Annotated in this window: 12 protein-coding genes; 6 read left to right on the top strand and 6 right to left on the bottom strand. The window is 63.0% G+C overall.

The genetic code is table 11. The features are described 5' to 3' along the window. Nucleotides 1-460 precede the first annotated feature (460 nt). Genes flhF through XCC_RS09895 form a run of 6 tightly spaced genes read left to right on the top strand, consistent with a single transcriptional unit; the run spans nt 461 to nt 6,463 of the window. Complete coding sequence (gene flhF, locus XCC_RS09920) at nt 461-2,128, top strand: flagellar biosynthesis protein FlhF (protein WP_011037074.1); 1,668 nt, start codon at nt 461-463, stop codon at nt 2,126-2,128. After that, nucleotides 2,115-2,999, top strand: a complete 885-nt coding sequence (locus XCC_RS09915; RefSeq protein WP_010374294.1) for a MinD/ParA family protein — start codon at nt 2,115-2,117, stop codon at nt 2,997-2,999. The genes flhF and XCC_RS09915 overlap by 14 nt, the downstream gene beginning before the upstream one ends. Further along, nucleotides 2,996-3,763: an RNA polymerase sigma factor FliA gene (locus XCC_RS09910; protein ID WP_011037072.1), complete on the top strand. Its 768-nt coding sequence runs from the start codon at nt 2,996-2,998 to the stop codon at nt 3,761-3,763. Before XCC_RS09915 ends, XCC_RS09910 begins: the two co-directional genes overlap by 4 nt. Before the next feature lie 23 nt (nt 3,764-3,786). Continuing rightward, entirely contained in the window at nt 3,787-4,179 is a 393-nt protein-coding gene (gene cheY / locus XCC_RS09905; protein WP_014507662.1) for a chemotaxis response regulator CheY, read from the top strand. Further along, nucleotides 4,179-4,805 (top strand): protein phosphatase CheZ, encoded by a 627-nt coding sequence (locus XCC_RS09900; RefSeq protein WP_011037071.1) that lies wholly within the window; start codon nt 4,179-4,181, stop codon nt 4,803-4,805. Before cheY ends, XCC_RS09900 begins: the two co-directional genes overlap by 1 nt. Before the next feature lie 2 nt (nt 4,806-4,807). Continuing rightward, nucleotides 4,808-6,463, top strand: a complete 1,656-nt coding sequence (locus XCC_RS09895) for a chemotaxis protein CheA (RefSeq protein WP_011037070.1) — start codon at nt 4,808-4,810, stop codon at nt 6,461-6,463. 230 nt (nt 6,464-6,693) lie between these two features. On the opposite strand, the gene XCC_RS09890 is transcribed toward XCC_RS09895, so the two are convergent. From XCC_RS09890 to XCC_RS22410, 6 genes are all read right to left on the bottom strand, one after another. Continuing rightward, nucleotides 6,694-7,596: an XVIPCD domain-containing protein gene (locus XCC_RS09890; protein WP_068574067.1), complete on the bottom strand. Its 903-nt coding sequence runs from the start codon at nt 7,594-7,596 to the stop codon at nt 6,694-6,696. A gap of 104 nt (nt 7,597-7,700) precedes the next feature. Beyond that, nucleotides 7,701-8,402 (bottom strand): hypothetical protein, encoded by a 702-nt coding sequence (locus XCC_RS09885; RefSeq protein ID WP_228442179.1) that lies wholly within the window; start codon nt 8,400-8,402, stop codon nt 7,701-7,703. 101 nt (nt 8,403-8,503) lie between these two features. After that, nucleotides 8,504-9,121 (bottom strand): hypothetical protein, encoded by a 618-nt coding sequence (locus tag XCC_RS09880; RefSeq protein WP_011037067.1) that lies wholly within the window; start codon nt 9,119-9,121, stop codon nt 8,504-8,506. A 512-nt stretch (nt 9,122-9,633) separates the two neighbouring features. Next, a complete protein-coding gene (locus tag XCC_RS09875) occupies nt 9,634-10,848 on the bottom strand; it encodes an IS4-like element IS1481A family transposase (RefSeq protein ID WP_011035386.1) in 1,215 nt (404 codons plus the stop codon). A gap of 174 nt (nt 10,849-11,022) precedes the next feature. After that, complete coding sequence (locus tag XCC_RS09870; protein WP_195919096.1) at nt 11,023-12,492, bottom strand: XVIPCD domain-containing protein; 1,470 nt, start codon at nt 12,490-12,492, stop codon at nt 11,023-11,025. 14 nt (nt 12,493-12,506) lie between these two features. After that, nucleotides 12,507-13,136, bottom strand: a complete 630-nt coding sequence (locus XCC_RS22410; RefSeq protein WP_011037065.1) for a hypothetical protein — start codon at nt 13,134-13,136, stop codon at nt 12,507-12,509. Nucleotides 13,137-13,165 lie beyond the last annotated feature (29 nt).

The raw sequence follows: 13,165 nt of genomic DNA, 5'->3' as shown, positions 1-13,165 counted from the left end.
CTGCCAACCGGTAATCGAATGCCAAAACCCGGCGTCGGAAACCCGCCACTGGTCCGAACCTCCAATCGATTGCAGGGCGCTGGCCGTTTCCAGGCGCTCCAATCGCTCAACGTTCGACGTACAGCCCACCAGCGGCTCTGCCCGCAAGGCGTCGCCACCACATCGCCGCCCCGGAAAAACGTCAATCAATCCAGTGACTTGACCACTTCCGCCCAGGCCAAACCCCCAGCCCTGCCTCCGTCCCAATCCCCCAAATCCACGCGCCGGAACCCCGGCGCCGCGTTTTGGCACACCGCATGCATTAGCTCTGGCGAGACCGCAGACAGCCACACCGCTGCGGGGCGGGACGCAGCACTTGGACGAACGAACGGGACAGGCACCTCATGACGCTGGCAACACACCCACATTTCACCCGCACCCGTACGGCGTCCGTCGGGTCCTGTTCCTGGAGGCACTTCGCATGAAGATCAAACGCTTTGTTGCCCCGGACATGCGCACCGCATTCCGCATGGTGCGCGAAGAGCACGGCCCGGACGCGGTGATCCTGTCCAACCGCCGTACCGCCGAAGGCGTCGAGATCGTCGCCGCCAGCAACTACGACGAAGAACTGGTGCAGCGCGCCCTGGAAACCGCCCGCTCCGACGTGCCGGTCACCGCCGCGGCGCCGGCTCCGGTCCAGCAGGCGCCGGCCATCCAGCCTGCCCCGGTGCACGTGCCGCGTCGCGACACCGCCGAAGTCGGCATGACCCAGCGCCAGCGCGTGGCCAGTGCCGCCGAAGAAATGATCGCCGCCATGGCCCTGCGCCAGCCGGTCAGCGTGCCGCGCCCCGCCCCGGCGGCTGCACCGGTCCGCGCTGCCGCGCCGATGCCGGTCGCCGTGCAGAGCGCACCGGCTGCCGCCATGCGCCAGCAGCCCGAGCACGCCCTGTCGGAACTGCCCGAGCAGCTGTTCGCCGAATTCCTGACCACCCCGCCGGTGCCGCGTGCACCGCTGCAGGCCCCGGTCGTCGCCACCGCGCCGGTCCCGGCGATTCCGGCCGCTGTTGCCGCACCGGTCGCGATCGCACACCACCACGACGACGAACTGGTCGACGACGGCTTCGACCTGGACGACGCGCTGCCGCAGATCCTGCCGCCGGCCGCGCTGCCGCCGCTGGTCGTCGCCCCGGTGGCGCCGGTCGCCCTGGCCGCCGTGCAGGCCGCCGCCCCGGCGCCGCAGAACGACGAAGAACTCAAGCAGCTGCGCGGTGAGCTGGCGCTGATGCGCCAGATGATCGAGCGCGAAATGAACCGCCTCACCGACGAACGCCTGCGCGGCTCGCCGGTGCGTGCCCAGGCGCTGGAGCTGATGGACGACTACGGCTTCGACGCCGGCCTGATCCGCGATGTTGCCCTGCAGATCCCGGCCGACACCGAATTGCACCGCGGCCGTGGCCTGATGCTGGGCCTGCTGTCCAAGCGCCTGCCGGTGGCCCCGGTCGACCCGCTGGAACTGGGCGGCGTCATCGCCCTGGTCGGCCCGACCGGCGCCGGCAAGACCACCACCATCGCCAAGCTCGCCCAGCGCTTCGCCGCCCAGCACGCCCCGCGCGACGTGGCCCTGGTCACCACCGACACCCAGCGTGTCGGCGGCCGCGAACAGCTGCACAGCTACGGCCGCCAGCTCGGCATCGCCGTGCACGAGGCCGACAGCGCCGAAAGCCTGCTGGAGCTGCTCGAGCGCCTGCGCGACTACAAGCTGGTACTGATCGACACCGCCGGCATGGGCCAGCGCGACCGCGCCCTGGCCGCCCAGCTCAACTGGCTGCGCGCCGCCCGCCAGGTCACCTCGTTGCTGGTGCTGCCCGCCAACGCCCATTTTTCCGACCTCGACGAGGTCGTGCGCCGCTTCGCCCATGCCAAGCCCCAGGGCGTGGTGCTGACCAAACTCGACGAGACCGGACGCTTCGGCAGCGCCCTGTCGGTGGTCGTCGATCACCAGATGCCGATCACCTGGGTCACCGACGGACAACGCGTCCCCGATGACCTGCACCGTGCCAATGCCGCCAGTCTCGTTCTTCGCCTTGAAGATTTGCGGCGCGCTGCCGATAAGCCCTGTACTCCGGAGCACAACCATGCAGTCGCGTGAATACGCAAAGCTGACCAACGCCTTCCCCCTGTCGGCGACCCGTCCCGAGCCTTTGGGCCCGGTGCGCACCATTGCCGTGACCGGTGGCAAGGGTGGCGTGGGTAAAACCAACATCTCCGCCAACCTGGCGGTGGCCCTGGCCGACATGGGCAAGCGCACCCTGCTGCTCGACGCCGACCTGGGCCTGGCCAATCTGGACGTGGTGCTGGGCCTGTCGCCCAAGTACACCCTGGCCGACCTGATCGCCGGCCGCTGCACGCTGGACGAAGTGATCATCGAAGGCCCCGGCGGCGTGCTCGTGGTGCCGGCCGCCTCCGGTCGCCGCCACATGGCCGAACTGGCCCCGGCCCAGCACATCGGCCTGGTCAACGTGTTCTCCGAACTGGAGCGCGACCTGGACGTGATGGTCATCGACACCGCCGCCGGCATCACCGACAGCGTGCTGACCTTCTGCCAGGCCGCCCAGGACACCGTGGTGGTGGTCTGCGACGAGCCGGCCTCGATCACCGACGCCTACGCGCTGATCAAGGTGCTCTCGCGCGAACGCGGCGTGGACCGCCTGCAGATCATCGCCAACATGGTGCGCGACCCCAACGAAGGCCGCCTGCTGTACGACAAGCTCTCGCGGGTGTGCGAAAAGTTCCTCGGCGATGTCTCGCTGAACTACCTCGGCCACGTGCCGCAGGACGATTGGCTGCGCCTGTCGGTGCAGCGCCAGCAACCGGTCATCAAGGCCTACCCGGCCAGTCCCTCGGCACAGGCCATTGCCGAAATCGCACGCCGTACCTCGCGCTGGCAGGCCCCCACCGTGCCGCGCGGCAACGTCGAGTTCTTCGTCGAACGCATCATCCAACGGGGAGTGGCCGCATGAGTACCGCCACCGCAACGACCGCCACGGCCCAGTACCGTGCCGTGCAACGCAATAACGCCAACGATGTGGTCACCCAGCACGCCGACCTGGTGCGCCGGATCGCCCACCATCTGGCCGCGCGCCTGCCGGCGAGCGTGGAAGTGGACGATTTGATCCAGGCCGGCATGATCGGCCTGATCGAAGCCTCGCGCAGCTACGACTCCGACCAGGGCGCCTCGTTCGAAACCTATGCCTCGATCCGTATCCGCGGCTCGATGATCGACGAGATCCGTCGGGGCGACTGGGTGCCGCGCTCGGTGCACCGCCGGGCCCGCGACGCCGCCGCCGCCGTGCGCAAGATCGAACAGAACACCGGCCGCGCCGCCGCCGCCACCGAAGTGGCCGCCGCGATGGAGATGCCGCTGCCCGACTACCTGCGCCTGATGGAAGACGCCGCACGCGGCCAGGTGCTGAGCCTGGAATCGCGCATCGAAGACCACGGCGAACTGGACACCACCGCCAAGGGTGGCCCCAATCCGCAGCAGATGATGGAGCGCGGCGAGTTTGGTCGCGAGCTGGGCAAGGCCATTGGCCAGTTGCCCGAGCGCGAGCAGCTGGTGCTGTCGCTGTACTACGAACAGGAATTGAACCTGAAGGAAATCGGCGCCGTGCTCGGTGTCAGCGAGTCGCGCGTCTGCCAGATCCATGGCCAGGCCGTGGTGCGTTTGCGCGGCCGCCTCAAAGTCTTCGAGCTGGCAGATGCCGGTGTCGAAATTGACGATTAATTTTTTCGTGTTAGGAGCTTGATGTGAATAAGAACATGCGGATCCTGATCGTGGACGACTTCTCGACGATGCGCCGTATCGTCAAGAATCTGTTGGCGGATCTCGGCTTCACCAATACCGCAGAGGCCGAAGACGGCAACAGCGCACTGGCTGCGTTGCGCGCGGGCCCGTTCGATTTCGTGGTCACCGACTGGAACATGCCCGGCATGACCGGCATCGACCTGCTGCGCAACATCCGCGCCGACGCCAAGCTCAAGCACCTGCCGGTGATGATGGTGACCGCCGAGGCCAAACGCGAACAGATCATCGAAGCCGCCCAGTGCGGCGTGAACGGCTACATCATCAAGCCGTTTACCGCCCAGACCCTGGAAGAAAAGCTGGGCAAGGTGTTCGAACGTCTGGCGGCGACCGCCTGATGAACGCCACCGTGGACACCAATGCCGAACGCGCCGCGCTGATCGACCGCCTGCAGGGCGCGCTCGATGCGTTGGAAAGCGGTGACGAAGCCGCCTGGAAGCGCGAGGTCGACCACCTCGCCGCCTTGCGCACCCGTCCGATGATGCAGGGCCTGAGCCGGCTTGCACGCGAACTGGGCCAGGCCCTGGGCGAACTGCCCACCGTGCCCGAAGAAGCCGGCGAGCTGGACGACGCCTGCTCGCGGTTGGACCACGTGGTGGAAATGACCGAAAAGGCCAGCCATCGCACGCTGGATCTGGTCGAAGAATGCCGTTTGCTGGCGAACCAGCTGCGCGATGGTGGTCTCAACCAGGACCAGGGCGCGCTGATGGACAAGATGCGCCACAACCTGACCGAGCTGTCGCTGGCGCAGAGCTACCAGGACCTGAGCGGCCAGATCATTCGGCGCGTGGCCGGCATCGTGCGGCGCGTGCATGAAGGCTTTGGTGCCCTCGGCCTGCCGCCGAAAAGCACCGAGCCGAAGAAAGACGACGGCGGTCTTGCCGGTCCTGCAGTCAAGGGCCTGGACCGTCACGCGGTGTCGCAAGACGACGCCGACGACCTGCTGTCCGGATTGGGGTTGTAACCATGAGTGCTGTTCCAGACGATATTGCTGCCGATTTCATCGTCGAGGCCCAGGAAATCCTGGATCGCCTCGGCGAACAGCTGGTGTCGCTGGAACAGGCGCCAGACGAAGCCGACCAGCTCAACGCGGTGTTCCGCGGCTTCCACACGCTCAAGGGCGGCGCCGGCTTTCTGGCGATCAAGCCCATGGTGGAGCTGTGCCACGCCGCCGAAGAAACCCTCGGCATGGCGCGCTCCGGCCAGGCGGTGCTGCAGGCGCATCACTTCGATGCCGCGCAGCAGTCGCTGGATTATCTGCAGGCCATGCTCGATGCGATGGGCTCGGGTGACCCGGTGCCGCATGCACCGGCGTCGCTGATCGCGCAGTTCGATGCCAAGAGCGGCCCGCCGGCGGTGAAATCCGCGCCCAAGGCTGCTGCGCTCGCCGCGGTGCCCGCCGGCCAGGCACCGGCCGCCGCCGGTGCCAAGGCCACGCCGAAGGCCGCAGCCAAGAGCGGTGGCGCCGAAGCCGAACAGACGGTGCGCGTGGATACCAAGCGCCTGGACGCCATCGTCAACCTGATCGGCGAACTGGTGCTCTCGCGCAACCGGCTCAAGACCTTGCGCACCCGCTTACGCGACGAAGAACTCGACCGCGCGGTGAGCACGCTCGACATCGCCACCGCCCGCTTGCAGACCGCGGTCATGCGCACCCGCATGCAACCGGTGAGCAAGGTGTTCTCGCGCTTTCCCAAGGTGGCCCGCGATGTGGCGCGCACGCTATCCAAGGAAGTGGAACTGGAGCTGATTGGCGCGGAGACCGAGCTGGATCGCAACCTGGTCGAAGCCCTGGCCGACCCGCTGGTGCACCTGGTGCGCAATGCGATCGACCACGGCATCGAATCACCGGCATTGCGCGAAGCCACCGGCAAGCCGCGTAGTGGCCACGTGCGCCTGTCCGCGCAGCAGGAAGGCGACTACGTCAGTATCGAAATCCAGGACGACGGTGCCGGCATCGACCCCGAGCGCCTGCGCGAAATCGCCCGCAACAAGGGCCTGATCGATGCAGAAGCCGCCGCGCGCCTGAGCACCGACGAGTGCCTGCATCTGATCTTCATGCCCGGCTTCTCGACCAAGGCCGAGGTGACCGACATCTCCGGCCGCGGCGTCGGCATGGACGTGGTGCAATCGCGTATCCGCGAGCTCAGCGGGCAGATCCAGATCCAGTCCGAACTGGGCCGCGGCAGCCGCTTCATGATTCGCGTGCCGCTGACCCTGGCGATCCTGCCCACCTTGCTGGTGCAGGCCGGCGAAGCGGTCTATGCCCTGCCGCTCGCCCGCGTGGTTGAGGTGCTGCATGCCCCGCAGTCCTCGCTCGGCTGGTTCGACGGCCGCGCCGTGCTCGATCGTCGTTCGCACACCTTGCCGCTGATCGACCTGCGCCGCTGGCTGGGCGTGCCCGCCGAACAACCGCCGCTGCTGACCGTGGTGCTGCTGCAGGCCGGCGAAACCCGCTTCGGCCTGGTGGTGGACCAGGTCCGCGGCCGCGAGGAAGTGGTGATCAAGCCCCTGCCCCGCGCCCTGCGCGGCCTGCCCGGCTACGCCGGCGCCACCCTGATCGGCGATGGCCGCATGGCGCTGATCCTGGACGTGGATGGGCTGCGTTCCAGCGATCATTGATTTTGGGGATTGGGGATTGGGGATTGGGATTCGGGATTCGGCAAGACGATCCTGGTTGCCTGATCTAACGACAACGGCCGCGTACTGCGGCCGTTGTCGTTTCACTACCAGCATCGCTGCCGATCTACGCCGCCATGCGCGCAGGCATGGGCGCGATGGTTTGGCGACGGCCAGGCTGCCGTGGAACTGAATCTGGAACCGTTATTTCAGAACCGTTACTTCACTAGCTCTCACACCATCCGGTGTTGAGGCGCAATCGACTGCTCTCGCTGTTGCTCCTGCTGCTGGGATTGCTGTTGGCGCTGAGTTTCGCCCAAGGCCTGTAATTGCGCCAAGGATTGCTCGACGGGCTGCGCAATCGCATCACTCGTCATCATATGCGCCATCTTGTGAGCGGGATCGTTCAACGCACCTTCCACAACGAAGACGTTCTCGCCCTGCCGCACGGACTTGGTGTACTCGCTCAGCACGACATGATCGATTCGCGACAGCCCGTTCTCTTTGGCTAAATACGCGCTGCTTGCTGCCAGCCGTGCACCGTTGTCGTCGTACTCGCGGCCGAGACCTTGCTCAAGGCGGCGAACGGCCTCTTCTGCTTGGTGATGCAGCGGATCTGTTGGCAGCACTCTCGCGAGCTGTGTTGCTTCCTGTAGTGGAGATACCTGCTCACCGGGCGGCTGCGCCTCACCAATCACCTTCTGCCAAAGTTCCTGCTTGGGCTTCGGATTGATGTGCTCCTTATTCAACTCACTTTTAGGCAAAGGAGCAGAAATGCTCTTGATATCATCTACGTTTTCTACGGGCCTGATATCCCCCTCGAAGCCTTTATCGATTCCGTCTTTTGTCTTCCGGTGCAGTCCAGCGTGGTTGAGCGCATCCCACGTGAAGTCGATACAACTATTCTTAGCACCGTGATATTCCATATTGAACCCATGCTTTGCAGGGGCTACGCCGAAGGCTTCCAGCTTGTCATACTGCGCCTTATCGATCTCCATCGTGCGTGAGTAATACGGCTTTTGATAGGTGTCGACGTCATTGAAAGAAACTTTCCCTGGCCCGCTAGCCTCGCCATGTTTGATAGGCGAAAACCCATAACTTTTGACAGTCGCTCCGTCGTCAATCGAGTAATACATATGGCCACCGAAGGATGTGCCTCCGGCCATCAACGGCGTACCTGCGGCAGCGACGTAGACAGTGACTGCATAGCGCTTTTCATGATCATCCATGCTCATTCCCCTTACTTTCCTTTGTAGGTGTAAGCGACAAGAAGTTGCGCATTAGCCGCAACCAGCGCCTCGGCGTTCTGATCAAAGCGCAGTTTGAGCCGATAACGGCCTGGCTTGACAGCATTGCTATAGCCGAACGCCAACTCCCTGGACGCGGTCTGTTCAGTAGACAAACCGGCGTCTTGCAGCGTCGTACCGTCCGCATCAAAAGCGAACAGACCAGGAGCCATACCATCAGCTGACAAGGGAATGGACGCCTGCTGACCTACCCCCACACGCTGACTACGCTGCAATTCCACGGAGACCGGACCGGATGGTTCAATACGCTCCAAGTGGAGCTCGGCCGAAACACCAGCGCTAATCAGCCTGTCAGCACTTTGGGAGACGGCAGTTGGATCGACACCGGTGATCCGCACACCGATGAAAACGGGAGGAGTCGCGTCGTCGGGCAGTGCGGGCACATCGAATTCCAGCTCTGTAGGCCCACGATCATGTGGGGTCAAACTCCGTACCAACGGGACGACCGTTCTCATCTCTATCTGCTCCTTTGCGATAGGCACGTTTTCAGGCGGCGGTTGCAGGCTGCAGCCAGCGATCAGGCAGGTAATCAATGCCGTGAGTGCAAAGCGCATTGGATCGTTTGCAAGGGGCACGGCCTTTCTCCAATAAGTGTTGGTGCTGCAGGGGGAATTTTGACAGTTTTTCAATGTCATCGTGTCATGCACGCCTCTCAACCACCCCCAATGCCCTATGCACGCATTGCTTTATGAGGCCTGACAACTCCAGGGCTGAGTGATATGTCCGCTACCTCAGCTTATCGGATGTAGACCCATTCGACGCATTTGTGCGCCACCAACTCTTGCGGTTCCGCAGCTTCACCTCTTGGGAAAACCTCTACACGCATCCCCGGGCGCGTGTAGAAATCACTCATCCAGCGGCCGTCCTCGACGATGTTGCGCTCGCGCGCAAATCCCATTAACTCAAGCTGCTGGGTGAAGCGGTCGAAGTCCAGACGACAGATCTCGGTCATTGAAGGCGATGCACCGGCCACATTGCGATCAAAACGGAATTCAAACCAGCGTCCATCGAGTTTGGTTTCATCAACACCAAAGCCGTAGCTCCACTCTTTGGTGAGCCGGCCAAAAGCACGGTATAGGGGTTCATCATCTTTTACGAATTGAACGACCTGCCCCATTGCCGACTTCAGACGCTCGGGAGTGAAGTCGGAAATGGTCTGGCTGCCTTTGATCAACGCAAGCAGCTGGCCAAGCAAACCCTCCGCAGTGGGCTTGTCAGGCGGCACAGTGGCAGGGCTGGATGAACTCAAGGCGGATGTCTCCTTGACGGTTGCCGGAGCTGCGCCGCCCGCCGCGTGGGCGCAAGCTCCCAGAGCCAGGGTGGCGAGCAAGGCGTAGAGGGGGCGCGCGATCATGAAGCGTCCGTTATGCGCTGGTGTGGCTGCGACGCTAGTGGCATGCGGCACTGAGGTCAATCGCAGGGCATCTGGCAGCCGCAGCATCATCACCGCACGCTGCGCGCCTTGGCCGGCACATCCACCTGCGCCAACACCCGCCTGATAATTGCACCTGACCCCATCACGCTCCGTGATCAAACCACTACCCCACGCCCTGCGCGGCCTACCCGGCTACGCCGGCGCCACCTTAATCGGCGACGGCCGGATGGCGCTGATTCTGGATGCGGACGGATTGCGCTCCAGCGATCATTGATTTTCGGGAATCGGGAATCGGGAATCGGGAATCGGGAATCGTCAAGACGATCCTGGCTGCCTGATCTGACGACAACGGCCGCGTACTGCGGCCGTTGTCGTTTCAGTACTAGCATCGCTGTCGATCTATGTCGCCAAGCGCGCAGGCACGGGCGCGATAGTTTGGCGACGGTCAGGCTGCCGTGGAACTGAACCTGGAACTAAGGTATCCCCACGTTTTACACCGTAAGCGTCATCTGCTCGCGCACTGCCGCAGGCAGTGCGCGCAAGCGCCCTATCCACCGTGAGACGGGTTCCATCGGCCACTGCCTGACCAGCGCTTCTCGGCCGATGCGTAGCGTGGAGTAAAGCTTGCGTGTGCTGTTGCGAGGAGACAGCCACTGGGCGATACCGGTCGCTTCGCATCCCAGCCCCGCCAACCAGCTGGCGAATGCAGCCAACGTATTGATCAGCAGCAGGATCTGCAGTCGCTCGCCGCGTCGGGTCAAACTGTCTTCCAGCGCCTGGCCGTAGCGATGTGATTTCAGATCGCGAAATGCAAGCTCGATCTGCATCCGTCGTGCGTACACATTGACCAACTGCTTTGCGCTGGGCGCCTGCAGCTGCGGGGATGCAACGATGAGCCAAGGCTCGCGCTCGCGCGCTGCGGCCTTCAGACTCGATGACGCACGCGAGACTTTGGCGGGTGAGCGGCGATTGCACTGTTTGCGCCCTTGCCGTGCCTTGGCGTAAATCACCAACCTGCAATCGAGTGGATCGCTGCGATTGGCCTGCATCGGCGGTAACTCGCATGCACGATTGGACGCCAACACATGCAGTTTCCGGCTGTCGATCCACTGATCTGCTTCATCCCGCACGTCCTGCGGCTTGACTTGCGTGCGCCCGCGCAGTCGCCCAACCCAACACCAGCCCATGGCCGATACAGCGCGGAACCACGGTGTCCGGAAGCCGGCGTCAGTGACCAGGATCGGGCGAACATCGTCCGGAACCAGTGCCCTCAGTTGTTGCAAGAAGCGTCTTTCTGCACCAGGCGATCCCTGCTGCTTTCCTGGCACTACCATGTCCAGCAAGGTAAGCGTGCGGCCGCCCACCGGCACCGCTGCGCGCAGCAGACACCACGATTTGTCTGGCTTCAGATCGCTCCAGTCGATGACGATTACCGGCTGCGCGCCGCGCAGCAGCCAGTGCGCCATCTCGTGGTCGATCACTGATCGCTCGACCTGCAAATTGCGATTACTCAACAGGCGATCAACTGCCTTGAGCGGCGCGCGCACCCGCAGTGCGCTCGGCCACGAACGTGCGATGTCCATCAGTGTCAGCCTGCGTCCGTGCAACAACGCCTCGACCGCATGCAGCAACGCGCGTTCGCGCAACGCATGCATCCCGGACAGTGAGTTGGGCAGGCACTTCTGCAATACTTCGCTGGCGCGCATGGTCGTCAACCTTCTCTGGCTTAGTCACCTTGAAGATTGCGCCATGCGCGCACTTTCTTCCAGGCAATTACGTCGCAAGTGATTGATTTGCCAGGAGGAAATGTGGGGAAACCTCAGAACCTGGAACCGTTATTTGAACCGTTATTTTGACCCCGTTATCTCGTTGCGAAACACTCAGCGCGTCACCGACGGACCAGCCTGGCTGACGGCTTGCTGGGACTGCTCCAGCGCCTGCTGCTGTTCGCGCGCTTGGGCCTGGGTTTGGTTGATTGCCTGCAGACGATCGAACGACTGGGTCTCTGGTGTCTGCACGGCGTCCATGGTCGACATATGGGCACGCTGGTGAGCCGGGTCGTTGAGGGCGCCCTGAACGACGAAGACCTTCTCGCCGCCCGCCAGCTGAGCCGTTGGGTTGTTGAGCACCACATGATCCACCCGCGACAACCCTTCCTCTTTTGCCAGAGCAAGCAGGCTGGCAGTCATGCGCTGGCTTGATGCATCCCACTCCCTGCCATGCTGGGCATCGAGCTTTTGCACCCCATTCCTGATCTGTTGGTAGAGCGAGTGATCCGCATGACCGGGGTCTGACGGAAAAAGCTGTGCCGACGGCCCCGGCGATTGCGGATCGCGCTCTCGCAGCTCCTGCTCCAGCGCCTGGGCAGAAATCGGCGAGATGTGCAGGTGAGTGTCCTTGCTGTGCTGGAAGAGCCCAGGGGTTGGCGGCTGTGTACTACTGTCCAGGTATGGCATGGGACGGGTGTCGCTGCCCAGGTCAACGCCGTTGTGCTCCAAAATTTCTTCTTTGAATCCCAGGCGCTGCATGTCCAGGATCATTGGCTGCTCCGGCTCGCCGGGCTTTGACTTGTTGTAGTGTCGCTCGTAGATGGCGGCTGTGCCAACCACCCACGGACCGTAATGGTTGACGCAGTCGGACTGGCCCGCATGACCGATACGGGTGTCCTTGACCGATTTGTCGAAGTAATTCACTCCCATTGCCTCGACATTAGCCGCCGTGGGCGACAACGTCAGGTCGCTATTGAACGTCAGGTTTGCCTTGGGCGTATAGACGCTTGGATAACCGCTGCGCGTGACGAAATCTCTGGCCCGACCATCCGCAAACAGGTACACATCTTCAAGCGTAGGATTAGGATTACGACTCTTGGCCGCGCTCACGATAGCGTTCCATCCGGCTATTTCGGCCGTTGCTTCGTCCGCACGGTTACTGGCCAGCACCTTCTCGCCAGCAGCAGTGTAATCGTGCGTGCTACGGGCAATTTTTATTGCCTCTGTTTTGAACTGTTCCCGCGCAAGCGCAGCAGTGGGACTGTAAAGGCTATGCTGAATTTCATGCCCCAAGACGAAAGTCAGATCGCCTGCTGCTGCATGCTTGCCGTTGGCATCATTCACCAGCGCTGCAAGCGGCAGGTGAATTTCCTGATCGCGTGGATCATAGGTGCCTCCCGCATGCGGATCATTTAACGGCGCGAAGCCTTTCAGCACCTTTTTCTGCACCGCCTCGTTGATCTGGCGGGTCAACTCGGGCGAATCGTTCAGGACCCGGTTGAAGTTGTCCAGATGCTCACGTGTGACACCTGGTTGCTGACCAAATGACGCCACCACGGCACTTGCTTCTTGGCTCAACATGTCCGCTCCTTGGACTACCGAATTTGAACCCACTCGACGCACTGATGAGTGGTGCGCGCTAAAGGTTCGTCAGCCTCGCCACGCGGGAAGAGCTCTACGCGCATCCCTGGGCGTTGAAAAATATCGCTCATCCATCGTCCATCCTCGACAAGGTTGCGCTGTCGCGAAAAACCCATTTTCTCGAGATGCGCCGCAAATGCCTCAAAGTCGATCTGGCAGATATCCGACATAGAGGGAGATGCTTCTGGCGGGTTAGGCAGGAACAGGAACTCGAACCATGCACCCTTTACTTCGGTTTTGTTGACACCAAACCCGTAGTTCCAGTTTCGGGTCAGCACTCCGCTGGCACCGAACCGCCCGGACCCATCATCGCGATGCTGTGCCGACTGGCCCATTGCTCGAGACACATGGTCGGAAGTGAACGATTCAATACTGGCGCTTGTGCGAATCAGCTCCAGTACCCGCTCCAATGCTTCCTGCGCGGTACGTGGTCCACCTTTGGAAGGATCTGCAGGTACGTGATCGGCTGGGGAACTCATGGCAGATGTCTCCGTGACGGTTGCCGAGGCTGGGGTGGCCGCCGTGTGGGCGCATGCGCCCAGAGCGAGGCTGGCGAGCAAGGCGTAGAGGGGGCGCGCGATCATGAAGCGTCCGTTGTGCGCTGGTGTGGCTG

It is taken from the genome of Xanthomonas campestris pv. campestris str. ATCC 33913 (genome assembly GCF_000007145.1).
In the GTDB taxonomy this organism is placed as follows: domain Bacteria; phylum Pseudomonadota; class Gammaproteobacteria; order Xanthomonadales; family Xanthomonadaceae; genus Xanthomonas; species Xanthomonas campestris.
The sequence above is the reverse complement of the archived record's forward strand: the minus strand, read 5'-3'. Positions and strand labels throughout refer to the sequence as shown.